The 24,542-nt window shown below is 57.3% G+C and carries 27 protein-coding genes and 1 pseudogene; 16 read left to right on the forward strand and 12 right to left on the reverse strand.

Features of this window, described 5'->3' with window-relative positions; translation table 11 throughout:
* The first annotated feature begins 11 nt into the window (after window positions 1-11).
* From M2497_RS12925 to M2497_RS12935, 3 genes are all read left to right on the forward strand, one after another.
* On the forward strand, window positions 12-809 hold the full coding sequence (locus M2497_RS12925; protein WP_248487843.1) for a helix-turn-helix transcriptional regulator: 798 nt from the start codon (window positions 12-14) through the stop codon (window positions 807-809).
* A 102-nt stretch (window positions 810-911) separates the two neighbouring features.
* The gene (locus tag M2497_RS12930) at window positions 912-2,465 is read left to right on the forward strand and encodes a DUF726 domain-containing protein (RefSeq protein WP_248487844.1); all 1,554 of its coding nucleotides are present in this window, start codon (window positions 912-914) and stop codon (window positions 2,463-2,465) included.
* A gap of 39 nt (window positions 2,466-2,504) precedes the next feature.
* Window positions 2,505-3,827, forward strand: coding sequence for an Nramp family divalent metal transporter (locus M2497_RS12935; RefSeq protein ID WP_248487845.1), 1,323 nt, complete (start codon window positions 2,505-2,507; stop codon window positions 3,825-3,827).
* 23 nt (window positions 3,828-3,850) lie between these two features.
* On the opposite strand, the gene M2497_RS12940 is transcribed toward M2497_RS12935, so the two are convergent.
* The 3 genes from M2497_RS12940 to M2497_RS12950 all read right to left on the reverse strand — a co-directional run bounded on the left by M2497_RS12940 (window position 3,851) and on the right by M2497_RS12950 (window position 5,640).
* Window positions 3,851-4,228, reverse strand: coding sequence for a type II toxin-antitoxin system VapC family toxin (locus M2497_RS12940; RefSeq protein WP_248487846.1), 378 nt, complete (start codon window positions 4,226-4,228; stop codon window positions 3,851-3,853).
* A complete protein-coding gene (locus M2497_RS12945) occupies window positions 4,225-4,584 on the reverse strand; it encodes a type II toxin-antitoxin system prevent-host-death family antitoxin (protein ID WP_248487847.1) in 360 nt (119 codons plus the stop codon). The genes M2497_RS12940 and M2497_RS12945 overlap by 4 nt, the downstream gene beginning before the upstream one ends.
* A gap of 123 nt (window positions 4,585-4,707) precedes the next feature.
* A complete protein-coding gene (locus M2497_RS12950; RefSeq protein WP_248487848.1) occupies window positions 4,708-5,640 on the reverse strand; it encodes a LysR family transcriptional regulator in 933 nt (310 codons plus the stop codon).
* 117 nt (window positions 5,641-5,757) lie between these two features.
* On the opposite strand from M2497_RS12950, the gene M2497_RS12955 reads away from it, so the two are divergent.
* From M2497_RS12955 to M2497_RS12980, 6 genes and pseudogenes are all read left to right on the forward strand, one after another.
* Window positions 5,758-6,246 (forward strand): DMT family transporter, encoded by a 489-nt coding sequence (locus M2497_RS12955; RefSeq protein WP_248487849.1) that lies wholly within the window; start codon window positions 5,758-5,760, stop codon window positions 6,244-6,246.
* Between the two features lie 4 nt (window positions 6,247-6,250).
* On the forward strand, window positions 6,251-6,703 hold the full coding sequence (locus tag M2497_RS12960; RefSeq protein ID WP_248487850.1) for a DMT family transporter: 453 nt from the start codon (window positions 6,251-6,253) through the stop codon (window positions 6,701-6,703).
* An 89-nt stretch (window positions 6,704-6,792) separates the two neighbouring features.
* Window positions 6,793-6,963 (forward strand): metallothionein, encoded by a 171-nt coding sequence (locus tag M2497_RS12965; RefSeq protein ID WP_248487851.1) that lies wholly within the window; start codon window positions 6,793-6,795, stop codon window positions 6,961-6,963.
* 120 nt (window positions 6,964-7,083) lie between these two features.
* Window positions 7,084-7,868, forward strand: a pseudogene (locus M2497_RS12970) (helix-turn-helix transcriptional regulator).
* 68 nt (window positions 7,869-7,936) lie between these two features.
* Window positions 7,937-8,110: a DUF1427 family protein gene (locus M2497_RS12975; protein WP_076955279.1), complete on the forward strand. Its 174-nt coding sequence runs from the start codon at window positions 7,937-7,939 to the stop codon at window positions 8,108-8,110.
* A 30-nt stretch (window positions 8,111-8,140) separates the two neighbouring features.
* A complete protein-coding gene (locus M2497_RS12980; RefSeq protein ID WP_248487852.1) occupies window positions 8,141-9,100 on the forward strand; it encodes a zinc-binding alcohol dehydrogenase family protein in 960 nt (319 codons plus the stop codon).
* A gap of 9 nt (window positions 9,101-9,109) precedes the next feature.
* On the opposite strand, the gene M2497_RS12985 is transcribed toward M2497_RS12980, so the two are convergent.
* The 3 genes from M2497_RS12985 to M2497_RS12995 form a co-directional block, all read right to left on the reverse strand.
* Window positions 9,110-10,138, reverse strand: a complete 1,029-nt coding sequence (locus M2497_RS12985) for a purine nucleoside permease (protein WP_248487853.1) — start codon at window positions 10,136-10,138, stop codon at window positions 9,110-9,112.
* A 14-nt stretch (window positions 10,139-10,152) separates the two neighbouring features.
* Window positions 10,153-11,100: a nucleoside-specific channel-forming protein Tsx gene (locus M2497_RS12990; protein ID WP_248487854.1), complete on the reverse strand. Its 948-nt coding sequence runs from the start codon at window positions 11,098-11,100 to the stop codon at window positions 10,153-10,155.
* 172 nt (window positions 11,101-11,272) lie between these two features.
* Window positions 11,273-12,193, reverse strand: a complete 921-nt coding sequence (locus tag M2497_RS12995; protein WP_248487855.1) for an AraC family transcriptional regulator — start codon at window positions 12,191-12,193, stop codon at window positions 11,273-11,275.
* Window positions 12,194-12,405: 212 nt separating this feature from the next.
* Here M2497_RS12995 and M2497_RS13000 point away from each other — a divergent pair, with 212 nt between their 5' ends.
* On the forward strand, window positions 12,406-13,716 hold the full coding sequence (locus M2497_RS13000) for a sugar ABC transporter substrate-binding protein (RefSeq protein WP_248487856.1): 1,311 nt from the start codon (window positions 12,406-12,408) through the stop codon (window positions 13,714-13,716).
* Between the two features lie 19 nt (window positions 13,717-13,735).
* Window positions 13,736-14,509 (forward strand): L-iditol 2-dehydrogenase, encoded by a 774-nt coding sequence (locus tag M2497_RS13005; protein WP_248487857.1) that lies wholly within the window; start codon window positions 13,736-13,738, stop codon window positions 14,507-14,509.
* Between the two features lie 125 nt (window positions 14,510-14,634).
* Here the strand turns inward: M2497_RS13005 and M2497_RS13010 are convergent, their stop codons facing one another.
* Entirely contained in the window at window positions 14,635-15,327 is a 693-nt protein-coding gene (locus tag M2497_RS13010; RefSeq protein WP_248487858.1) for an NUDIX hydrolase, read from the reverse strand.
* A gap of 355 nt (window positions 15,328-15,682) precedes the next feature.
* Window positions 15,683-16,180 carry a transcriptional regulator gene (locus tag M2497_RS13015; RefSeq protein WP_248487859.1) on the reverse strand — a complete coding sequence of 166 codons (498 nt, stop codon included), beginning with the start codon at window positions 16,178-16,180 and terminating at the stop codon, window positions 15,683-15,685.
* Between the two features lie 257 nt (window positions 16,181-16,437).
* Here M2497_RS13015 and M2497_RS13020 point away from each other — a divergent pair, with 257 nt between their 5' ends.
* From M2497_RS13020 to M2497_RS13030, 3 genes are all read left to right on the forward strand, one after another.
* A complete protein-coding gene (locus M2497_RS13020; protein ID WP_248487860.1) occupies window positions 16,438-16,833 on the forward strand; it encodes a hypothetical protein in 396 nt (131 codons plus the stop codon).
* Window positions 16,834-16,887: 54 nt separating this feature from the next.
* Entirely contained in the window at window positions 16,888-17,334 is a 447-nt protein-coding gene (locus M2497_RS13025) for a hypothetical protein (protein WP_348984773.1), read from the forward strand.
* Window positions 17,335-17,424: 90 nt separating this feature from the next.
* The gene (locus M2497_RS13030) at window positions 17,425-17,808 is read left to right on the forward strand and encodes a hypothetical protein (protein ID WP_248487862.1); all 384 of its coding nucleotides are present in this window, start codon (window positions 17,425-17,427) and stop codon (window positions 17,806-17,808) included.
* Window positions 17,809-18,548: 740 nt separating this feature from the next.
* On the opposite strand, the gene M2497_RS13035 is transcribed toward M2497_RS13030, so the two are convergent.
* Entirely contained in the window at window positions 18,549-19,178 is a 630-nt protein-coding gene (locus tag M2497_RS13035; RefSeq protein ID WP_248487863.1) for a hypothetical protein, read from the reverse strand.
* Between the two features lie 324 nt (window positions 19,179-19,502).
* Between M2497_RS13035 and M2497_RS13040 the strand changes: the two genes are divergently transcribed.
* Together M2497_RS13040 and M2497_RS13045 are read left to right on the forward strand one after the other, a co-directional pair.
* Window positions 19,503-20,489, forward strand: a complete 987-nt coding sequence (locus tag M2497_RS13040) for a nucleoid-associated protein (RefSeq protein WP_248487864.1) — start codon at window positions 19,503-19,505, stop codon at window positions 20,487-20,489.
* Window positions 20,486-21,925, forward strand: a complete 1,440-nt coding sequence (locus tag M2497_RS13045) for a hypothetical protein (RefSeq protein ID WP_248487865.1) — start codon at window positions 20,486-20,488, stop codon at window positions 21,923-21,925. The genes M2497_RS13040 and M2497_RS13045 overlap by 4 nt, the downstream gene beginning before the upstream one ends.
* 270 nt (window positions 21,926-22,195) lie before the next feature.
* On the opposite strand, the gene M2497_RS13050 is transcribed toward M2497_RS13045, so the two are convergent.
* The 3 genes from M2497_RS13050 to M2497_RS13060 form a co-directional block, all read right to left on the reverse strand.
* Window positions 22,196-22,732, reverse strand: coding sequence for a hypothetical protein (locus tag M2497_RS13050; protein WP_248487866.1), 537 nt, complete (start codon window positions 22,730-22,732; stop codon window positions 22,196-22,198).
* Window positions 22,725-23,897, reverse strand: a complete 1,173-nt coding sequence (locus M2497_RS13055; RefSeq protein ID WP_248487867.1) for a DUF3800 domain-containing protein — start codon at window positions 23,895-23,897, stop codon at window positions 22,725-22,727. Before M2497_RS13055 ends, M2497_RS13050 begins: the two co-directional genes overlap by 8 nt.
* A 61-nt stretch (window positions 23,898-23,958) precedes the next feature.
* A complete protein-coding gene (locus M2497_RS13060) occupies window positions 23,959-24,327 on the reverse strand; it encodes a hypothetical protein (protein WP_038443869.1) in 369 nt (122 codons plus the stop codon).
* Window positions 24,328-24,542: the final 215 nt, after the last annotated feature.

Consider the following 24,542-nt stretch of genomic DNA (forward strand, 5'->3'; position numbering starts at 1 on the left):
AAAATCGGGCCATGTCGCCGACCTTCACCTTATCCCCTTACGAACTCGATAGCCCTGCTGCGGTGGTGACGCTGCGCGAGTACCCGTCCGGCACGGTGTTCCCACGCCACACCCACCGGCTCGGGCAGTTCGCCTACGCATCCACCGGCGCGTTGAAGATGTTCACGGAGCTGGGCAATTGGGTGGTGCCGCCGCAGCGGGCGATCTGGGTACCGGGCGGGGTGGCGCACGAGATGCACATGCGCGGCGATGTGGTGATGCTCAATACCTACCTGGACGATGACGCGGCCCGACGTGCAGGGTTGCAGGACCATTGCCAGGTGTTTGCTGTATCGCCGTTATTGCGCCACCTGTTGGAAGCGGCGCTGGCGATTGGGCCATCGGCTTCGCCCAGCGTCCGTGATTGCTGCGTGCTGACCCTGTTGATCGACGAAATCGGTGCCATGCCCGAGTTGCCACTCAGTGCGCCGTTGCCGTCCGAGGCGCGCCTGGCCCGTTCGTGTCAACGCTTCCTGGAGGCGCCCACGCAGAACATTTCCATCGGTGAGATGGCCGACTGGTCGGGCATGAGTCGGCGTACCTTTACCCGTCACTTCCGCGAGTGCACGGGCATGACCTTTGTTTCGTGGCGCCAGCAGGTATGCCTGCTGGAGGCCACGGCACGGCTCAGTCATGGCTCGTCCATCACCGATGTGGCATTCGAATTGGGGTTCAGCAGTTCCAGCGCGTTTACGTCGGTGTTCCGGCGTAACCTGGGCGACTCACCGGCGCGCTACCTGGCCAAGTCCAAGGCAGCTTCCCTGTTCTGAACGGAGGAGGCGGCGACCCTGGTGCCTTTTTCCCAGCGGTACGGCGTTGAGCCTCGCCCTTTGTTACTATCGCCGTCCCTTGTCGCCAGGAGTCACGGCCCCATGCAGCACCAGTGGGATGAAATGCACCGCACCCGCAAGCCCACGTTCGTACTGTGCGGCGAGCCTCAGGGCGACGTGCTCAATCTCTATGTTCACGGTTATTCGGCGTTCTTCAACCGGCAACAACTGGGCAACTTCAAGGCGCAGTTGGCGAGTATCGAAGGTTCGACCAACCTGATGCTGTTCTGGCCGGCGGGGCATTTCCTGGAAAACCTGTTTGCGCCTTTCAAGGAGGTGATCGGCGCGATGCTGGGCGGCGGTAGCCTGGGCGCGGCAACCGTCGGGGTGGGCAAGGCGCTTGCCTATTTTCTTGATCACTACAAAAGCGTCGAGGCGCGGGTGGACGAAGTCGCCAAAAGCCTGCTGCCGGAACTGGCCAATTACCTGCACGGTGAATCCCTTGATGTGCGGCGTATCAACCTGATCGGGCATTCCCTGGGCGCGCGGATCCTGGTCAAGAGCCTGCTCGCCAGCCCCGAAACCGCGCGGGAGCTACCCTTGGACAACCTGCTGTTGATGGGCGGCGCGATCTGTACGTCGAGCCCTTGGGATGTCGTGTCGGCGCCGCTCAAGGGGCGGGTAATCAACTGTCACTCCAGCAAGGACTGGGCCTTGGCCATAAAGCCGGACACCGAACGCTGCATCGGTCGTTATGCGATCCCGGTGACGCCGGCCCTCAAGGCCAAGGTCACCAACGTGCACCTGGCGACTTTCGATCACGCCGCCTATTGGCCGCAATTGCAGACGGTGGTGCAGTACACCGACCTGCTGCATGAACGGCGTGGCATGATCCGCTCCGACCAGCGCAGTGCTGAAGTGCGTTTTGCCGAGGAGGACATCGATTTGTTCCCTGCGCTGATGCAGGCCCGGCCGGAAGAGGTGAAGTTCCTCGCCGAATTGATGGCGCAAAAACGCAGTGCATCGATAGACGCCACGGTGCGCGAGCCGCTCAAGTTGGCTATTGAGCTGCAACGCATGGGCGGCGATACCTTCATGAACCTGGCCCGTGGACATGGCGTGGGTTATCGCCAGATCGCCGAAGATGTGGTGCAGCGGCTGGGGATCAAGTTCGACGATCCGCTGGATACGGTCGCACTGGCCGATCTCGAAGCCCGGGTCGCCGAGAAACTCATCGAACAGTACAAGGACAAACTCAGCAACACGGACCGACAGGTGTTCGACGCAGAACTCAAAGCGGCCGCTCAAAAGGAGCAGGGCTTGTTCAGCCGTTTTGACGTAGGCCGGTCGGCCACCACCGCGTTGAGCGGCACGGCGTTGGCCGGGCTCACCGGTTTTATCCTGCGCCGTGGCGCGGCCACGGCAATCCCGGTGGTGGGCCAGGCGTTGGCGGCGGCGATGCTGGTGGTGAGCGGCGTGCGTGCATTTTCCGGCCCGGCGTATTCGATCACCACGTTGGCCGTGCTGGTGATCGGCGTGATTCGCCAGCGCATGGAGCGTGAAGCGCTGAACCAGGAGATGGACCTGGTGGTGCAGGTGGTGGAGGCGTTCGACCTGCCACGGGACACGGTGATGCGCACGGTCGTGTCTGACTGATAAGCTGCACCCTTGTCTTGTGTGTGCCTGGGATACCGCGTGAAATTCAGCCTGCCGAAAATTGCTACCGCCCCGTTCTGCCCGCCGGAAGTGGCCGGCTCCGTCGCCGTGGACCCCAAGGCTTCGTTCTTCAAGCGCATGTTGATGTTCGCCGGCCCTGGCCTGCTGGTCTCCATCGGCTATATGGACCCGGGCAATTGGGCTACGGCCATCGAGGCCGGTTCGCGCTATGGCTACAGCCTGTTGTTTGTGGTGTTGCTGGCCAGCCTTGCCGGGATGGCGGTGCAGTGCCTGTGCTCGCGCCTGGGCATCGCCACCGGCAAAGACCTGGCGCAGCTGTGCCGAGAGCGTTACAGCACGCGTTCTGCACGCACCCAGTGGGTGTTGGCGGAAATCTCCATCATCGCCACCGACCTTGCCGAAGTGCTGGGCTGTGCCCTGGCATTTCATTTGCTGTTGGGGGTATCGCTGACCACTGGCATTGTGATCACCGCCTTTGACACGCTGTTGGTCCTGGCCCTGCAGAATCGTGGTTTCCGGCGCCTGGAAGCGATCATGCTGGCGCTGGTGGCGACCATCGGCGTGTGTTTCTTCATCGAGCTGGTGCTGATCAAACCTTATTGGCCCGACGTGTTCAGTGGTTTCACTCCGTCACTTTCCGCGATCAGCGACGCCGCGCCGCTTTACCTGGCCATCGGTATCCTCGGGGCCACGGTGATGCCCCATAACCTCTACTTGCACAGCTCCATCGTGCAAACCCGTCTGATCGGCAAGGACCTCGCCAGCAAACTGGACGCGGTCAAGCTGGCGCGCATCGACACCATCGGTTCATTGGCCCTGGCGCTGCTGGTCAACGCGGCGATCCTGATTCTCGCCGCCGCTGCTTTCCACAAGACCGGCCATACTGAGGTGGTCGAGATCCAGGACGCCTACCATCTGCTTGACCCGCTGGTGGGCGGTGCCTTCGCCAGCATCCTGTTCGGCATTGCGCTGTTGGCCTCCGGGCAAAGCTCCACCTTTACCGGCACCATCGCCGGGCAGGTGATCATGGAGGGCTACCTCAACCTGCGTATTCCCTGCTGGCAACGCCGCCTGATCACGCGTGGGCTGGCGCTGATTCCGGCGTTTCTGGGGGTGTGGCTGATGGGCGACGATGCCATCGGCAAGCTGCTGATCCTCAGCCAGGTGGTGCTCAGCCTGCAGTTGCCGTTTGCGCTGTATCCGTTGATCCGCATGACCGGCGATAAACAGCTGATGGGGCCATTCGTGAATCGGCTGCCGACGCGCTTGTTGGCGTGGTTTCTGTTTGCGCTGATCAGTGGGGCGAATGCCTGGTTGATTGGGCAGTGGGTGTTCGCTTGAGGCGGTACAGCGTTCTAGATGAGTTAGACCAGAATCGCCAAGGACGTGTATTGGGCGATGTGTGGATCGGCCGTCAATAGCCTCATGGGTTCGCTTATGGCTGTCGCAATAATGAGCCGATCAAAAGGGTCCTTGTGATGCTGCTCGAGATCCTTGACTGCGATGGCATGTTCCGAGGTGACGGGCAGTTCGGCAAATCCGCTTTCCAGGCAGTACTCACGGATTTCCTCCAGGTCTACGGTGAGTTTCCCCAGGCCGACCTTGATTGCCATTTCCCAGAATGTCGCAGCGCTGATGTAAACCTCCGCTGCATTCTCTATCAGCTTCCTGGCTTTGCTGGATAGCCTGGGGTCTTCCGTCAGGGTCCAGAGCAGGATGTGGGTGTCTAACAGCACTCTCACGGATGCTTGCCTTCGAAGGCATCCAGCAGGGCGCCAGGCAGGGGTGCGTCGAAGTCTTCGGGAATGACGAACTTGCCTTTCATGGCACCGATTCTCCGGCTTTTGCATTTCCCCACGGGCACAAGTTGTGCCATCGCACGTCCATGCTTGGCAATAGTGATGACTTTGCCAGCAGCGGCCTCATCCACCAGTTTTGACAGATTGTTTTTCGCTTCGCCCAAAGGAACCGTGATCATGTGGTTATCCCCATATTTTGGCCAAATATAGCCAAAACTGGGTGCGCTATCAAAGACGGCCAGACCGCTGGCGGACGCGGCGCGCTCAGATCGCGATGGTTTGTGATACGTGACTTTCATGGCAGTTCTCTAAAAGAGGATGTTGCGCAAGTCTGCCGTAATAGGCTTGGCCACAAGAATACTGGCCCGAAAAAACAGAATGGAACTACTTCCTGCTGTAGGAAAATTCCCGAACCACTTGGTTCACCGATCCCAATACGGCACGGCCCCAAAACACTCCACAAAATAATCAATCACCGTCCGCACCTTCAGCGACAGGCGCCGGCTACCTGGCCACAGTGCCGCAATCTGCTGCGGCTCCAGGGTTGTCGCCACTTCATAGTCGGTCAGCACCGCCTGCAACGTGCCTGCGCGCAAGCCTTCGCCGATCAACCAGGAGGGAAACACCACCAGCCCCAGGCCTTGCTCGGCGGCATGGGTCAAGGTGTCGGCATGGTTGCCGGTGATCGGACCCTTGACGCTGTAGGGCGTCCAGTCGCCCTGGCCCTTGCGGAAAAACCAGCGTTGCTGGCCGGTGATGCCTTTGTAGGCCAGGCATTGGTGGTCGATCAGTTCGTCGGGATGTTGCGGCGTGCCATGCCGGGCCAGGTAGGCGGGGCTGGCGGCGATGCGAAAGCGTTGGGGCGCGAAGATGCGAGCCTGCATGCTCGAATCGTTGAGCACGCCGATGCGGAACAGCAGGTCAGTGCCGTCCTGCAGTGGATCGACGTACGTGTCGGTCTGCTGGATGTCCAGTTGCAGCTTCGGATACCGTCGGCACAACTCACCCAGCCACGGCGACAGGTGGCGCTGGCCGAACACCATGGGGGCATTGATGCGCACCAGGCCGCTGGGTTCGCTTTCCTGTTCCTGCAATGCCTGGCTGGCGGCTTCGAGTTGTTCCAGCATCAACCGCGCATGCCGCCCCAGCAGACGACCGGCTTCGGTGGGGCTGACCGCGCGGGTGTGACGGTAGAGCAACTGTTGGCCGAGGGCCTGTTCCATCAGCTGTATCTGTCGGGAGATGGAGGAGGGCGCCAGGCCTTCGCGGCGGGCCACTTCGGAGAAGCTGCCCAGGTCCAGCACGGCCACGAACAGGCGCAGTGCTTTGAAACTCAATTCATTCAAGCCTTGCATCATGTCTCCAGGCTGTGCGTCTTGCGCAAAGGTGTTGTCAGCATGCTCCCATTTATCGCACAGCACGGCCATCGGATAATGCGTGCCATGTTTCCTTTCTTGAAGCGCAGGTGTTGTATGCAGGCAAGTTCCATCGAGGGTGTGGCGCAAGCCAAACCGAAAAAAAACGTCTTGAGGTTGCTGTTGTTGCCGCTGGTGATCCTGGCCGGCATGGGCCTGTCGGTAGAGGCCGGTTTGCTCGGCCCGCTGGGTGTGCAGGTGGGGCATTTGTGGGCGACCCTGAGCATTTTCGGGGTGGGCTCGGCGATCCTGTATCTGCTGCTGTTGTTCAGTGGCCAGCAAAAGGGCCCGGCGCTCTCCGAACTGCCGCGCTGGCAGTTGATCGGCGGGTTCCTGGGGCCGATCTATGTGGTGGTGCTCACCCTGGCCACGCCACATATCGGTATTGCGATGACCATGATCGCGATTTTGTCCGGGCAGGTCGGCAAGAGTGTGCTGATCGACCATTTCGGCTGGTTCGGCGCGGCGCGCAAGCGGGTCAATGGCGAACGCTGGATTGCCCTGGCGTTGATTGTGGTGGCACTTGTTCTGATTGCACGAGGTTAAGGCGATGAATCTGATTCTGTTACTGGTCGTGGTGGTTGCCGCAGGTGCGGTGTTGAGCGTGCAGGCGGCGATCAACGGTCGCCTGGGCCAGGCGGTTGGGGTATTGCGTGGCAGCCTGGTGACCTTCTCGGTGGGGGCGATTGTCACCGCGTTAATGATTTTCTTCTTTGAACCCGTCCAGACGGTGAGCCTGCTGGACGTGCCGAAATGGCAACTGACCGGTGCGTTGTTCGGTGTGGTGTACATGATGGTGATGGTCGGCGCGGTGCCGGTGGTCGGGACGGCCGTCGCCACCGTCGCGGTGATCGTCGGGCAATTGGGCATGGGCATGCTGATCGACAACTTCGGCTGGCTGGGCAACCCGGCCATCGAGCTGTCGAGCAGCCGCATCGTGGCGATGGCCTGTCTCGCGTTGGCGCTGGTGTTCATGTATCGCAGCAATACCCGCACCGACTGAGGGGTTGAACCATCGACGGCGGGCCGCAGTCACTGCTTAAGGTGCCGGCGCCCGCCGCACCGAGACGACCATGAAGAAGGAGTCTGACCATGCCAGATAAAACCTGTGCCTGCCCACACTGCAAATGCGTGCTGGGACCTGATGCGGTCATGAAGGACGGCAAGGGATATTGCTGTCAGGGCTGTGCCGAGCACCATGCCCATGGTGAGCCGTGTGCGGCTGCGACGGGGTGTGAGTGTGCCAAGTCTGCCAGAGGCTAGCGGTGTTTGAACCGGTGGGAGCCTGCGTGCTCCCACACGGTTTACCGGCCGCAAAAATCACTCGGATTGTCGTGCCGCGGTGATTACCATAGCGACTCTCCCTCGAATGATGTGCACCCCATGGCCCTGGCCGCGCCGCCTGACCTCAGTGATCCTGCCGTTCCCGTGCAACCCCTGGCGCGCACCTATCCGCGCGGGCTCTACGTTGAGCCCCACAGCCACGACTGGGGCCAGTTGCTCTATGCCATGAGCGGCGTGATGTGGGTCGAGACCCCGCAGGAAGCGCTGGTGGTGCCGCCACAGCGTGCCGTGTGGCTGCCGCCCGGCGTAGAACATGGTATCCGCGTGGTCTCGGACTTGCAGATGCGCAATATCTACCTGCGCCCGGCCCTGGCCGCAACGCTGGACAGCCAGGTGCAGGTGATCGAAGTCGGTGGGTTGTTGCGCGAACTGATCGTCACGTTGGTGGGCGAGGGCGACACCGGTGAGGTGGCGTACTACGACGCGCTGGTCAGCCTGGCCTTGCTGGAGCTGCAACGGGCGCGCCGCTCGCCGATTCGCATCGCCATGCCGGTGGAGGCCGACCGCCGGCTGATCAACGCCTGCCAGGCGGTCATGGCTGCGCCGTCACTGGAGATCCCTTTCGAGCAGCATGCCGAAACCGCCGGTGCCAGCGTGCGCACCCTGGCGCGGCTATTCCAGAACCACTTGGGCATGGGCTTTGCCGAGTGGCGCCGCCAGGTGCAACTGGCCACGGCGGTGGCGGAGCTGATCCAGGGCCAGTCGGTCAGCGCCATCGCGCGTTCCCTGGGGTATTCGCCCAGCAGTTTCAGCGACATGTTCCGGCGTGAACTCGGTGTGGCGCCCTCGCAATACGTGGGCTGAGGGGTTGGCCGAAATCCTGAAGCACTTGGCCGATGCTTCAGGCTGGTGCTCTCTACACTGAGCGCATCCACCCACAAGGCGCTGCCCCATGAACTACCTCATTTCCCTGGCCATCGGCCTGTTTGTCGGCGTGATCTACGGCGCCCTCGACTTCCGCTCGCCCGCACCGCCGGCCATCGCCCTGATCGGCCTGATGGGCATGTTGCTGGGTGAAAAGCTCTGGCCCATGGGGCGGCAGCTGGTGGGCACCTGGTTCTCCTGATCTCTTTTTTCTCTTCGATGGATATTGGCCATGAAAGCACTGCAATTTACTGCCACCGGCGACCTCAACAACCTGCGCTTTGTCGACGTCGCCACCCCGGTGCCGGCCGTGGGGGAAGTGCTGGTACAGATCAAGGCCGCGGGCCTCAACCCCAGCGACGTCAAAAACGTGCTCGGTCGTTTCCCCTACACCACCTTGCCGCGCATCCCCGGCCGTGATTTCGCCGGGGTTGTGGTTGAAGGTCCGCAGGCGCTGGTGGGCCAGGAAGTCTGGGGCACCGGCCGTGACTTGGGCTTTTTTGCCGACGGTTCCCATGCCCAGTACCTCACCGTGTCGGCCAAGGGCGTGGCACGTAAGCCTACCCACCTGAGTTTCGCCCAGGCCGCGAGCCTTGGCGTGCCGTACACCACCGCCTGGGATGCACTGGAGCGCAGCGGCGTGACCCAAGGCACACGCCTGCTGGTGATCGGTGCCAATGGCGCGGTGGGCAGCGCGGCCCTGGCCCTGGCAAAAATCCGTGGTGCCCAGGTGCTGGCCGCCGTGCGTCGCCCGGAACAGGTCGACGTCTTGCAGGGCCAGGGCTTCGACGCGATTGCCCTGGGCAAGCCGGAAGAGCTGGGCACGCAGGTCAATGCCGTGTTCAAGGGCGGTGCGGATGTGATCTTCGACACCACCGGTTTCTGGCTGCCGGCCGCCGTGGCAGGCCTGGCGCCATTTGGCCGCATCGCCATTATCGCCGCGCCGGTGGACGGCCATGTACAACTGCCGGCGCTGGCGTTGTACCGCAAGGGTGGTTCGGTGGTGGGGATCAATTCGTTGCTCTACAACTGCGAGCAGTGCGCCGTGATGCTGGAGCAGTTCGGGCGTTTCTTTGATGAAGGTTTGTTGCCACTGCCCACCGGCCTGCGTGAAGTGGCGCTGGCCGATGGGGTGCAGTGCTTCGAAGAGGTGAACCAGGGCAGCGCAGACAAGATCATCTTCCTGCCTTGATCCTGGCGGTCATGCCTCGGGAACACCTTTCTCCCAGGCTGACCAGTTCTTGAGGATCGCCTGTACCAACGGGTTGCCCGTGCGGTACAGGTTCTCCAGCGCCGGGACAAAACCGCCCTGGTCCGCGTACTTCAACAGGTTATCCACTTCGCTGTAGCCCGGGTACGGCCGGTCGAAATCCGAACCGGCGCGCACCACCGCCAGGCGCTGGATGTCCACCAAGCCTTCACGGCTGGCGCGCAGCAGGGCCTCATAGGTGGAGTTGTCTTCCTGCTGGGTGGTGCAATATTCGCCTTTGTTGTCGGTCAGCAGCTTGGTCCACACCTCGGCGCGCTCGCTCAAGCGTGTGCCGGAAAACCAGGTGTTGCCCGCCAGGGTGTCGCAGCGGGTGACTTGCGGCGGCTGGTTGGCCGGCGCGGCGGGGTAGTGTTTGCGCCAGGCGCTGGATTCCTTGCTTTCCGTCAGCTCGACTTTCTGCGACAGGGCAAACGCCTTGGCCTGCAACTTGGGGTTCAGCTCAAACACTTCGGTCTTGTAGTCCAGCGGTGGTTTTTCGTTGGGGCCCTTGGTGTTGATGCCGAGATAGCCGGTCGGCCAATCCTTCGGCGCATCCCGCGAATCCAGCTCCCACTGGGTGCCGAATTCCACCAGGTAATGTGCCCACGCGGCGGTGCCGATCGTGCCGTGCTTGGGGCTGATACCGGCGATCCCGGCGATCAGGAAGTAGCTCTGGCGCAGGTCGAACTTGGGCGACAGCGCCAAGGCCAGGGTGGAGGCCGCGGCGTTGGTCTGGCCCATGCCGGTGACCAGCAGGCACACATCCCGGGTATTGCAGCGGATCACCGGATACTCGGCAGACAAGCCCGGTACGCGCACTTCCTGCTTGAGTTCCAGGCGGTCGATCCAGGTTTGCGCCTCCGGGGCGAACATGGTGATCAGCATCACCTTGGGCTTGATCGGTGCAGATGCATCGGCCAGCACCAGCTGGGGCAGAACGGCCAGGCCAACAGCCATTGAGAGACGGGTAAACGCGTTCATCTAAAGCTCCTTGATCAGAATTGATAGCCCACGCCGGCGTAGTAACCCCAGCCGTCCGAGCGCGCGCGGAAATTTCCTTCGCCGAAATTCAACTCGCTGCCGTCCTCCCAGTTGCCGCCGTTATGAAAGTAACGGCCGACCAGGGTGAAACGCAGGTGGGTGAACGAATACAGCAGCACGTTGGTGGCCACCAGGGAATTGGCAGTGCGTGCCGGGTTGTCCTTGTGCAGGTCCGAGCCAAAATCGTAGTTGGTAAAGCCGATGTAGGTCAGCGAAGCGCCGTTATCGAATTTGCCGATGGGCACGATGTACTTCATTTGCGCACGGTAGCCGTCCCAGGAATATTCGTTGCTGGCGCCATAGTTTTCCCACTGGTAACGCCCGTAGAAGTTGGCCGACAGGTTGACCCGCGAGTGGGTGTCGATATCGGTGCCCAGTCCGCTGTACAGCGTATTGGCGCGGTTGGCCTTGTTGCTGCCGTGGTCGTAGATCCAGTCGAAGGCCACATACCATTCCTTGAACGGCCCGATGGCCAGGCTGCGGCCCGCCAGGTAGTCGATGGAAATACGCGGCTCATGTTCCATGAACACCGGCGAGCCATGGTCCCACACGCCCTTGTCATTACTGTTACCGATGGTGAGGATCTTCGGCACGTCGATGTAGCCGTACAGCTCGAAAGGCCCCTTGCGGCCGAAGTACTCGTACTCCAGATAGACGTCATCCTGCGGCTTGGGGCCGAAGCTGATGTCTTTGCTGCCGATCAACGTCAGGTCCTGATTGAACCAGTCCGACAGGTACACACCTTTTTTCGCCGGGCTGGCTTCGGGGCTGAGGGTTTCGCCCTGTGCTGAGTCATCGATGGGTTTTTCCTGCGCCAAAAGGGGCGCGCTGAGTAGTCCTGTAACGGCAGCCAGTAGCAAGGAAACACCAAAGCAGGTAGGACGCCTTGAGGTGAAATGCATTGAAAATCCCTATTCGTACGCGGTTTGAACCCGATTCTTCGGGTAGAGGTGAACTTGGTCGCCAAGTTCGTACCGCAAACGTTTGCACAGGCTGTACCAACTTTGCTCAATCGATTGATCAGCTTGGAAAAAAACAGGATTAGTCGACCTTTTGGTCAGAATTGACCGGGTGTCATTTTTCGATGCGGTGAAACAGGTGCGTCGCGGTTTCCCGTCGATAGTCACTCGGCGTCTGGTTCATCTCGATGCGAAAGTGCCGGTTGAAATTCGACAGGTTGGCGTAGCCCACTTCAAAGCAGATGTCCGCCACCGACATATCGCTTTGCAGCAACAGCCGGCAGGCGCGCTGCACCCGGAACTTGCGCATCAGGTCGATAAAACCGTGGCCGGTGTTGCGCTTGAAGAAGCGCGAAAAGCCCGGTTCGCTCATCTCCAACTGTTGCGCGATCACCGACAGGCGCACATCGCCGGTCAGCTCGCGCATCAAATAGTCGAATGCCTTGTTGATGCGTTCCGCGCTGCGCGCATCCAGGGTCGGCGCGTAGCAGGGGCTGGCCAGGGCCTTGACCTGTTGGGGCGGGGCGTTTTTCAGGGTGTCGAGCAATTGCAGGAACAGGATCAAGCGTTGCAGGCCCTGGGCGTTACCGATGGCTTCCATCCAATGCGCGGCCTGCAGCGCCGTGTCGCCGGTGAACTCCAGTCCACGGCGGGCCTGTTCGAACAACGGCTGCAGGTCGCCGAGCTCCGGCAGGGTTCTGCGCAAGGCGAGGAGGGCGGCGCCGTCGAATTGCAGCACCACGTCGCGGCCGGTGAGGTATTCGCCGGGGGCCAGTTCGCCGATCCAGTCGTGGGGCAGGTCGGGGCCGATCAGTGCGACATGCCCGGCGCTGAAGGCACCGATGTAGTCGCCGGCCACCAGTTTGCCGCTGCCTTGGCGGATCAAGTGGATTTCGAATTCGGGGTGGTGGTTCCAGCGGGCCAGGTCGTAGGGATAGTCATGTTCGAACCAGCGGAAGCAGTGGTCCGGCTCGGGCAGGATCACTTCCAGTTCGGCGGGGCGGTGCTCGAACAGCGTGGCACGGCTGATGGGCATGAGCGGGCTTCTTGGGGTTCTTGTAATCGCTTCAAAATACGCGCCTCGGGCGTTCAGGCGCTACCCCCGCTTGCGTCCCGCACTGATACTTTTTTAACTCGCGCGCCCCCGGTTAAAAAAGTACCAGTCGAGCATCCGCCACGGGTTTGTGAGGGCCTGGCCAAGCTGCTGTAATCGGCGCTCAACAACAAAAACAACCGGTGGAAACCGCCATGTTCAAGCTCCCGCAAGTGTTGTTCCTGCTGTCCGGCCTGGCGTTGGCCATGCCCAGCCACGCCGCCGACACCGTCACCATCGCCACGGTCAACAACAGCGACATGATCCGCATGCAGCGCCTGTCCAAGGTGTTCGAAGCCCAGCACCCGGACATCAAGCTCAACTGGGTGGTGCTGGAAGAAAACGTGCTGCGCCAGCGCCTCACCACCGACATCGCCACCCAAGGCGGGCAATTCGATGTGCTGACCATCGGCACCTACGAAACCCCGCTCTGGGGCGCCAAGCACTGGCTGGAACCCTTGACCCAGCTGCCGGCCGATTACGATGCCGACGATATCTTCCCCTCGGTGCGCCAGGGCCTGTCGGTCAACGACACGCTCTATGCCTTGCCGTTCTATGGTGAAAGTACCGTGACCTACTACCGTACCGACCTGTTCCAGCAGGCGGGCCTGAGCATGCCGGCGCACCCGACCTGGACCCAGCTCGGCGAGTTCGCGTCCAAGCTCACCGCCAAGGACAAGGGCCAATACGGCATGTGCTTGCGCGGCAAGGCCGGCTGGGGCGAGAACATCGCCTTGCTCAGCACCATGGCCAATGCCTTTGGCGCGCGCTGGTTCGACGAGCAGTGGAAACCCGAGCTGACCAGCCCCGAGTGGACCGCAGCCGCCAACTTTTACGTCAACACCCTCAAGCAGTACGGCCCGCCGGGCGTGTCCAGCAATGGTTTTAACGAAACCCTGGCGCTGTTCAACAGCGGGAAGTGTGCGATCTGGGTCGATGCCAGCGTGGCCGGCTCCTTCACCACCGATAAAAGCCAGAGCAAGGTGGCCGACAGCGTAGGTTTCGCCGCCGCGCCCACCGAGGTCACCGATAAAGGCTCGTCATGGCTCTACGCCTGGTCCCTGGCGATCCCGGCCACTTCCAAACACAAGGACGCCGCCAAGGCCTTTATCAGTTGGGCGACGTCCAAGGACTACATCCAGCTGGTCGCCGACAAAGAAGGCATTACCAACGTGCCGCCAGGCACCCGCCAGTCCACCTACAACGAGGCGTATTTAAAAGCTGCCCCGTTTGCCCAGGTGACCCTGGAGATGATGAAACACGCCGACCCTGCACACCCATCCGCCAAGCCGGTGCCGTACGTGGGCATCCAGTACGTGACCATCCCCGAGTTCCAGGCCATCGGCACCTCGGTCGGCAAGCTGTTCTCGGCGGCGCTGACGGGCGGCATGTCGGTTGACCAGGCTTTGCTGGAAGCGCAGTCCACCACCGAACGCGAGATGAAACGCGCCGGTTATCCGAAGTAACTTTTGACGGGACATACCCATGAAACGACTGGAAGGTAAAAGCGCGCTGATCACCGGGTCGGCACGCGGTATCGGCCGCGCCTTCGCCCAGGCCTACATCGAAGAAGGCGCCACGGTGGCCATCGCCGATATCAACCTGCAACGGGCCCAGGCCACGGCCGCCGAACTTGGCCCGCAGGCCTACGCCGTGGCCATGGACGTCACCGATCAGGCCTCTATCGACGGCGCGATTGCCGCCGTGGTGGCCCAGGCTGGCAAGCTGGATATCCTGGTCAACAACGCTGCGCTGTTCGACTTGGCGCCCATCGTCGACATCACCCGCGACAGCTACGAGCGGCTGTTCTCGATCAACGTCGCCGGCACGCTGTTCACCCTGCAGGCCGCGGCGCGGCAGATGATCAGCCAGGGCCATGGCGGCAAGATCATCAACATGGCCAGCCAGGCCGGACGGCGCGGCGAACCGCTGGTGGCGATCTATTGCGCGACCAAGGCGGCGGTGATCAGCCTGACGCAATCGGCGGGGTTGAACCTGATCAGGCAGGGTATCAACGTCAATGCCATTGCTCCTGGGGTCGTAGACGGGGAACATTGGGATGGCGTGGATGCGTTGTTTGCCAAGCATGAAGGATTGGCACCTGGCGAAAAGAAGAAGCGGGTAGGGGCCGAGGTGCCGTTTGGGCGGATGGGCACGGCGCAGGATCTGACCGGGATGGCGATCTTCCTGGCGTCAAAGGAGGCCGACTATGTGGTGGCGCAGACCTACAACGTCGATGGCGGCAACTGGTTGAACTAGGACCCAATGTGGGAGGGGGCTTGCCCCCGATAGCGGTTGGGCAGTCACAGTTGTGCAATCTGACCCACTGCTATCGGGGGCAAGCCCCCTCCCACAGTTGAGCCTCTTTGTTCGTTGACTCGGGGCTAATCCGCAAAGCTGCGGTCGAAGAAGTAAACCTCTCCAGGCTTGAGGTTCTCCACCGTTGCCTGGGGCCTGCCGCCTTCACCCTGTTTCTTGCGCCCGGTCTCACGTAAGTACCCGGCCTCCGCCAGCTTCAGCAACCGCTGGCGAATACTGGTCTTCAACACCGGCCGCGCCAGCACCAAGGAAAAAATCGTGGTCGCCTCCGGCGCGCTGAATTCATTGCCCAGGAACATCAGCGGCAAGCTGCTGTACAACGACTTGGAAAACAAACGTTCCTGCACCGCTGCCACGATGCTGTTGTGATCGAACGGCAACTTGATGCCGCCACTCGCCACCGCCGTCAGCGAAAACCAGCCCTGGTGCTCACCCAGCGTCACGTCCTCGTTCACGATCGCCAGGTAATGGGTGGACGACGACCAGCAGCGCGGATCGCGAAACGCATCCCCCACCGTCCCCACCTGTTCGCTCCAGGCCAGGTCCAGCCCGACCTTGTCACTTGCTCGCAAGCGCTCCACCGCATCCTCGAGGCTCAGATCTTGCACGCCGCCATTCACCACCACCCCCGGCAACGCCCAGTGCCCGGCGAAGGGCTCGGCGTCGCGCTGGTTCAGCAGCAGTTTCAGTTCGCCAGAGGCACGGCAGTAAAACAGCACGCACAGGTCGACGGTATGGAGGTAGGCGCTACGGGGCATGTGATGTCCTTCTAAACAGCAGTGCGGCACAGTCTAACGGATCGAACAGATATGTCATGTACTGACTCCAGGATAGATAAGTAAATGTTTCTTGCAATGAAAGTACATGACGTGTACTTTTGTTTCCAGGCCACAGGAGAACCACCATGACCCTCGCGACAACTGCCATTGCCTCATTCGACGTCGACGCCCAGAAGTTCTGGAACCTTACTAACTGTTAGGATGGAATTACTTGATGTAAAACAATCACTTAACCAATCTAACGATTTTGCGCGAATTTCTGTCTAGTACGGCTTTTTTCTATCTGTGCTCGAATCGCTTGCAGACTGCAAGCGATAAACTTGCTTGTTCCCCATCACTCATCTGCGCCAGAACCGGTAGCATTAATCCTGTTCCAGTATCGATGGACAGTCGATAGAGCTAGGCCGGTCTCGCGTGCAATCTGCGATTGATTCATACCTGCCGCTTTAAGCTCGCGAACGACGCTTTCGTTCTGTCTATTCTGAGGCTTGCCTGGGTTACGGTGGGCGACCTCTCCGTCAGGGAGCTGTTCAGCAAGAATTCCCAGACCTCCTTCTTTCTCGAAAGCTCGGAGCTGCTTTAAAGCAGTCTCCATAAGAGCGGGATAGGGGATATTTAGCTTTTTGGACATGCATAGAGCTAGGAGCGCTAGAGGGTCAATTCGAAGGCCCTCAGCAAGGCTCTCGAACTTCTCAAGAGTGATGCTTGTTTCGCCACGCTCGAGGGCGCTCAGCTTGGATTTCGCGGAGGCGTCCGAAAGATCTTCGTGTCGAAGCTGACGCTGCAGGCGCAGGGCCCTGATTGCGCCTGCGAGAGCGATTCTAAGTTGCATGGCTCACTCAAAAGTCAGGATATAGCCACACAGGAGGGTTTCCGTTAAATATCAAAATGAGGTAGTATTGCGCATAGTTTGATTTGAATGCAGAATTCACAAGCCCTTTGGATGCATCCGCAAAGTCTTTCTTGGCAATTTATGGAAAATGTAGGTGAGCGGTCAGCCTCCATGGAGCGCAGCGGGCTGGCCCTTCAGTGAGCTTCAGAGCCTCGTGCGGACGATCTATCGCTCCTAACCAATTCAAGAGGCTGCACATGGTTGAAGTTATTGATGAGGGGCTTTTGGAAGGCAGTGGAGTTCCTTTAGTTGGCTCAGAACTCAGTCTGGAAGACGCAATGGCTGCAGCCAGAAAGCGCTACAAATGGATGCCCCTCTGCGCCGTCGAGGAATGGATCATCCTAGACGCCATCGTCACCGACGAAGAGCGAGCGAAAGTTACCGCCGCAGGCTGCCAGCCAATCTTTCTTTTTGCCCACAAAGTTGTGCACGACGAGCAGCGGCGTTTCGAACCAGGCCATTGGGTGCGCTCAAGCATGGGCACCGCTTTCAAAGAAGGCTACCTATTCGAAACACGCAACACGGTCTACGTCTTGCTTGGCCCAGGCCATCGTAAGTCTGCTTCTATCGAAGCGATATTTTCCCTTTTCTGATTACCAACCGGTTCTGCTGAGCAACTGACGTGCTCCAGCAGCTTGAGGCGACACATGTTCAGAACCATAGACAGCGACCTCATAGGTGTCCCAGGAATGTTTGGCGAGGGCGTATCCAACTGGCGTGGAGTGTCGAGGTTGCTCCGAACTCCTTGGTACCACCTGACCCTTAGCGTCGAACACCAGGGGCGGCACAGCGAGTGTGCGGTGATGATTGACGACACGCGCCAGCTTCAAGAAATTTTGGTGAGCCAAGGCTCTGATTTAGGTATCACCGAAATCATGGCTGTGACGCCGTCTTGGATGAATAAGACAGGAGGTTGGCAGATGGAGCGGTTGACCAGATTAAGCGTAGGTGAGGACGGAATTGGCTCTGAGGTCTGTGTCCTAGAGGTGGGTGAGGGCGAGGTTTACCACACCTCGCACCAACCAGATTTCCAGATCGAAGCGCTGGCGAACGTAAGGCCTGTCTTTCTCTCAAGCATGATTCGATCAGCCTGAAATTTACCAGTAATCCTCCACGATAACAACGCGCCTGGTTGCGTGTGCAATTCCTGATATCTCCATACAGAACGCAGCCGGAGGGCAGTGATGCTCGACACGATAGATGTAAATTTCCACGGAAAGCGCCATACAGATTTCGACCTCTTGCGAATCATAAAAGCGCAAGAGCAGGGCTTCGACTTACCGGTTACCGCTTACCTATGTGGTGTATCCATAAGGGCGCGCGCAGGCATCGGTGTGGTGTTTGGCCACAAGCGTAAAGACCAGTATGGGCGGTTTTGTGATGGTCATCTGATCAGGACTTCTGATGTGCTGAAGGTCGAGCGCGAGGGGAGATTCTGGGTGATGACGACGGAGAACTCGCGGTACGTACTAGCGACGTTTCAGAGGGGTAATGGGCGTGCCAGTCTTCGTGACTTCCTGCGTCTCTCACAAGGGCAGCATCACATAACCCCGCGAGTGCTGCAGTGATTTTAGAGTGGAGGGAAAGCGCTAACTGCGGAGTTTAGAGCGTAGATGGCTTCGCCGGACGTTTACCGACGTGTTTCCGAGGCATGCGTTGGGATGAGCTACTGAGCCTGCAGCATCGGGACACTTGCTATTGGGGACACTGCCAGAATTGATGTTTTCTGGTTGGTATTTTGAGAGGCAGACTTCGTTTGCTGACTCAAGCTCACCCCATCGGGTTCTTGAGGGGTTACCGTGGCCCCTTTGCCCGCCAGAATCATCGCAAGAATTAGAACGGTAAAGCCCACTAAAATTGGAAATGAGCCCAGCCAAAATTGGAAACGTCGGCGGCGCTGGTATGCGTCCATCTTTACTAGACCCTTTCAGCGATGGTGAGTATGTCTCGCTTCCTTGTACTTCCGTAGCTCAATGTAAATTCTACAGTCAATGATATCTCGCCCTTAAAAAGGGAGTGAGGCAGCAGTTCACATTGCTTCTGCTTTGGGCTTGACCCCTCCGGGGTACGGCTGGCGTGAACCAAACCCTGACTGCGCCAGGTTTTGGCCCTCCGGGCTTACATCCTCAAGCCTTTGGCCCGTCTGGCCGGAGCGCTCTGCTCGCACCTTTGGCCACAACGTGCGGCGTTATCTCGATGATTGTAGAAGCAAGCCTCACCTGCGTATTACTGCGCTAGAGGCTTTGTATTTTGACGCCGCATCAATCGGGGGCAGAGTACCGTGTTTAATATTAGGCCCGAGGAGACTTCACGCAGAACGCTTCTGGATGAGATCCAGCAGCAACTTGCCATCGGGCATGGGGGACATGGTGCGCAAGAATACGACGTTTTTCTGCACCGTTTTCTTGATCTCAGCGGCTGAAATTGGCTTGTCCAGGATGGTGAAATCCATCAGTCGTTGAAAGTGGCACTCTTCGAGATAGCCGTGATGCTCACGCTTTTCAGTTTCACCAGTGCCTTGGCCGAATGCGACGATTCCTTTGCCATTCTCGTACAAGAAGACCACATCACCTTTCTGTATACGGTCAATGTTGTGCTTCCAGGGGCTATAAAAGGCTGCTGCGCTACCCTCGCTGAGCATGCGGTCATGGTCTTCCAATGAGTGACGCTTGTTCGTATTTAGAAGGTGGAAGCTCGATGGTTCGAGTGACTCGATGTCTACCGCCGCTTGCTCTTCGTCATCAAGCTTAAGAGCAACCTTAGCGGCTTCAACCCCCTTCTCAAGCAGTTTAAGCATTGTCTCCTGGCGACTCAGATCAAGCTGATCAGCTAAACCTTCGATGAAGGAGTAAAGCTCCTTGGGCATGCGGATAGATGCGGACGCTAGGTCGTTCTTCATCTTCGCGGCGTTTTCGATGAGCGAAATAATGTCGTTCATGGGATGGATCTCCTGTCAGATGTAGTAAAGCATCCCATGGTATAAAATTAAAATCAAATGGTGCTTTTTTAAAAAAGCATAAAAAGAAGCTAAAAAAAGTAAGCCAGACGCTCCGATTTCATGCCCGCTTGAACACGCTGACCAGAGATCCTTCCATCGGACAGGTGATCCTGGATGGGGCATACGGAAGCCAATTGCTCCTTGTAGGTGTATATTCATACAGTGATCATGTTATGCCCAGCGGAGGGCGCTGGCATAACGCTGGAAAGGTGCTTAGATCAATGCTTAATGTCATGTCGCCACCAGCAAGGAAGAGGATTTAACTTGGCCACTCTTACCGATAAAGAAATAGAAGCCCTGAAAATCGAGAACTTCATTTTTCACGTGGTGCATCATCGAGATGATGATCCGATACTTTTTGACGATACTCCCTTGAGCACCTTCGAGCCGTTCTTCATTGACCGCATCAAAGAAACCCTCAAGGGCAATAAATTTTCTTTCGCTGAAATATCTCAAGTAAAGGCCAAATTGAATAGCTGGGAGAAGGGTGAGTCGAATTTTGTCGATATCTCCAAGAGCTTGGCGCGACAATTTCATCGCCTTGGCGATAAACGGATGAAATCAGGCGTGTTGATTGTAATTGGCTTGGTTACAGGCGCTAAAAAGTTTTATTCTTTAATCAAGTATGACTCTGAAAAAGTTGTCACATTTGAAACCACGGGCGCCCAGGCAATTCTTCAGGCAGTTACTAACAACTTTACTGAATCACCAAAAGCGTTGCAGAAATCAGCCCTTATTGATTTGGATTCCAAAGACTCAGAAGTAGTGATCATTGATAAAATGAGCCGCTCAGGAATCAGTGACTTCTTCAAGGAATTCCTGGGTGTAGAGCGTCTCCGGAACTCAAAGGAAATGACGGTAGATTTGGTTAAGGCAATCAAAAAAACTGTAAGGACACACCTGGGTGATCTACCGCCTGCTATCACATCAAAAGTCGCTGAGAAAGTCGTTGAGATTGCGAAAAAGCGTAAAGACTTTGAAGTCGACGAATTCTTCACAGATTTTTTTGGCATCAATGGCCAAGATGAAATTCGGGCGACCTTCGACAAAGAATTGGAAAGCCTAAATTTGACTGGTGAGGTGTTCTCCTATGATGAGGAAGAGTTACCTACCAATGAGGCAAAGAAATACGTAACAAGCGAAGGCATCATCATCAATATGCCTGCACGGGCAAAGGGAAGCTTAACTATCGAAAACGGAAAGGATGAAACTGTCATTACTATTCGTACAAGTCGCTTGCGTGAATCATGAAACAGCTAGCGCTGGAACTTCGCAGCTTCTTTGAGCGACTTGCGGCGTCGGGCGGTTCTGCGCAGATTGAGACTGCGCATATTGTTCGAATTGATGAAATAAGCGTTATATCTTCTGAGTTTGTTCGAGAGTTGAAAGATCTTGCCCAGCGTGTTTGTTCTGATGGCATCGGAACGATAGAGCTTTTTGGAGAGGTTTCCGACAGCATCGAGATCAAGGATTTAGATTTGGAGGATGTAGAAAATGACAGACTAACACTAATCTTGGAGAAGCCAGCGGATGATGGTTGGTGTTATTTCCTCACTTTAAGAGGTTTCGAAAACTGGCTGAGAACAAATCAATTCTCAACACAGACCTCACAGAAAAAAATGTGTGTATGGGTTGCAGGTGAAACCTTTGAGTTTTCCACTCATCAGTTTCTAGTTAAAGAAATGGGTGGAGATAAAAGTTTACCTGCCGCCACTCAACATCCTGAAAAGCCTTGGAAAATGGTACGGGATCTTACCCACTCCCTTACCCCACCGTCGCTTGAGCCATGGCTGCTAACCGCTGAGCCAATTACTGAAAGCGAACCTTTTACAGCCTGGAAACGCGTGGCGGTGGAAAAGCTTTCCTTTTGCTTGCCAGCCGAGATTCGCAAGGAAGATGATGAGACTCATGTAATATTTCGAGGCGGGCGCTCACTCCCCATAGCTATAGACCAGCCTATTAACTGGGCTGATATCAATTTTGAAACAATTCACGACACCTGCCAGTGGATTTACTCCACCCCTAGGGAGTCTGAAACGAAATTCCAACTTTTCAATAACCACATTGCTATCAACTGGAACAGTGGGACGACGTGGCCCTCTGGCTCAACGCCACTCTTGAAAAATAGCCTCTCGGGGGCCAAGGAAGCGTTCGCCTTTCATCTCCAGGATCAGAGCAAGGAGGCTGTCAAAAGCCTTGGGGATCTGCGCAAGGGTTTGCAGGACGAGGTTAATAAGACACAAACCGCGACAAGGGATTTAATATCAGCTCTCTGGCGTGATTTCGCGGTGGCGGGTGTTGTCTTAGCTCTCAAGACTCCGATAGCGACTACAGGCGTAGCGGATACAGCTACCACGATTCTGTATCTAGGCGTTTCTGTACTTCTCATATTGAGCATGGTTATCAACACTCTATCAACCTTGCGTTTTAACAGTCTTGCTGACAGCAGTAGAGAAGGATGGCGGAAGAAGATCTACAACTTTATGTCTGCCGACGACTGGAAGCGCTTGGTTGAAAAACCTATATCGTCCGGACGCACTGTTTACTGGCTTGCTTGGGCTGTGTGCTTCTGTCTATACGCAACCATTGTCCACTACTTTCTATCGCTTGCGGCGCCTAGCTTTGTAGCGAATCACATCGATTATTATTTTTTCTACGCGTGGAACTACATCTCCGCCTTTTTTTAATAAAACTATAAATACAACTACGATTAACTCTTTGTGGCAGCAGTGTTGCTGCACAGATATTTAGAAGCTATGCCAGGAACCGTCAGGGGCTTGCTTACGCATCAGAAGATAGTCTGGCTGAGGCAGAGGCTATAGCCATCACTGTCCGCATTCCGTTGCTCGTCCGTAATGTACCCCAATAGGGTCATTAAGCCTAAAAATGATGGTTGATGTGACTGATTTGGGACATTAAATATGTATCCCAGAGCAAAGTACCACTGGCGTTCGATTCTAGGAGGGTAGTTGTCTCTCGGATTCGCTCGCCTCCTTGCGAGCCCAGCGCAACACCGCTATCGACATGAATTGTCTAATAGCCAGCGCTCCCCGTTCATTTCTGGCTTTCGAGCCAGGCAGGGTCAATGCTAGCTCTACCCTGGCACGACTCGCTTCGTACATTGCAAATGCGTTGAACTCAGAATCAAGCAGCACCAAGAGCACTGTATCGAAGGGTTGTCGTAGATCAATTGCACCCATACGGCCCGTAATCTTTTGCGGGTTCAGGATACATCGCCCCTTGATCTGGATTCTCGCGACACCATCTTCCAGCGCCTCTGTAGCGTCGTAACCTGCCTGCCTTGCAGGATGTAGTAACAGGCCGAGCCTAACAGCAGCTTCGTACTCTGCGACCTCGCCGGTCACGCCCAGCGGCTTGCCGGTCAGGCTATAGAATCTACGCGCGAGTACCTTGGCCTCTTTCAGAATCTCTAGGATTTCATCCTGGATCAATGCAGCCTGGTGAGGTTCCTGGCCATGACTCAGTTCAGTCATCTGCAAATGCCTCAAGCGCAGCCAGCAGCTTCGCTAGCTCAGCCAGGTTGGCCGCCGTCACGATGTCATATTCTCCTCGACTACTCAGTCGATATACCTCTCGAGCCTTTTTGACCCGTTCCAGTAGAGGAACAACAATGCCTGACGCTCTTTCAAGAAATTCGTTAATGTCTGCCCGTGTTTGAGGGATCTTGTAGCCTTTGGCCGCGCTTGTGATGATGACGTTCGCATCCCGAAGCTTGGCAATGCCACTGGATCGGATTCTCTGGCCGTTGACCTCTCCCAATCCGCTGTCTTTTAGATGGGCCATGATCTCCGTAGTCAGTACGTAGTCCTTGGTGACAAATTCGCTCTGGAATCTCAAGAACCGCAAGATGCTTAGCTGCAGTCGCTCATCTTCATCGGGGTGGTCACCAACCCGCTCGCTAAAACGGTCGGCCTGGCGGAGAGCCTCCTGGTGTACCTGGTAGTCAGCATATCCAGACTCATTCGTAGGCGGTGGCAGAAGAGACTGGTACTTGGATGGCCACTCAAGCATTCCAAGAGTCAGGCTGCGGAGGATTTTCTTGTAGGCAAGAACTGCTTCTTCCGAAGCTTTCTCTTCGTAGATCTGAGCGACTGAACCAGCGAAAAAATCTGCAACCTGAACCAAAACGTTGTCCTTGCTGGCCATCGTCTGGAAGGCATCCTTATCGCCAAATAGGTCGTCCACGAATCGTTCTGCAACGTAGCTTTTGAGGCTCTGCTGAAATTCCTGGCCACCATGCTCGTCTACGATCATCTGGAGGTCAGGGTATGCGCGGAACAAACGTTCATAGAGCAACCCGTTCACGTATTTTATGAACGAGGTCTTGATACGGAGGCCGCCGTCTTTGTGAATTCTGGACTTATCAACGACGGTGAAATAGAGCTTGAATGGCAGCTCAGCTAGCTCGTTGAGGATTCGGGCACGGCGATCTGAATCTTTGGGCTTCAGATTGCTGGATTTGATCTCACCTGTTTGAAAATGACGCATGCGGAGTGCTTTAGCTTGGGCATAAGCAGCTTCCAGGTCTTTCTCTGCCACCAGAATGGAGCACACGATGAAAAAGCCCGAGCTTCCTCCCTTTGACGTATCAATGTCGGAATTCCCGGACTCATCCACGAAGGCATATGTTCTGTCCATGATCTTGCTCCATCAACAACGTACTGAGCGCGGTGGGTCGCCCAATGGCAAGGTGGCGAACTTAGTTCGTCGCAGTGGTAGTGCCTGGAGCGGGGCCTTCGCTGAACGTGTAATTGATTACCACGTCATTGCGGATCAAGACGTCGAGGGTTTTCTGAGTGCCCGTAGTCGTCACCTTCATGGTGACCACGTAGCTTTGGGCGTGGGCTGAGCCATTGGTGTAGGTGTAGATCCACTTTTCGTCAGTCTCGCTGACAGCACTCTTGGCGTAGGGCTCACCAAACAGGGACTTCAACTCAGTAGTTGTCGTTTTGCCTTTGGTGATGCTCGCTACACTGGCCGACGGAAAGTCTCGTCCTGCGGTGTAGTGGGACGTAGCGCAACCGCCAAGTGCAACACAGATTCCCATTACTGCGATGAGCTTTTTCATATCCTTCCTTGATCGTAGAAAGCTCCAAATCTAGCTGGCATCGAGGCTAAAAGCCATCGTCTCCTTGATCACCTGTGCTCGCTCTCGCCGACAGGGCACCACACACATAAATAAATGCACTCGAGGCAGGGCAGACCATAAAAACTCCGAACCATTGAGCTCTAAATCGTGGGAGCAAGGGTGCCTTCATGTAAGAACGGTACTTTCGGTTAGCA

It is taken from the genome of Pseudomonas sp. CYM-20-01 (assembly GCF_023169845.1).
In the GTDB taxonomy this organism is placed as follows: domain Bacteria; phylum Pseudomonadota; class Gammaproteobacteria; order Pseudomonadales; family Pseudomonadaceae; genus Aquipseudomonas; species Aquipseudomonas azotoformans.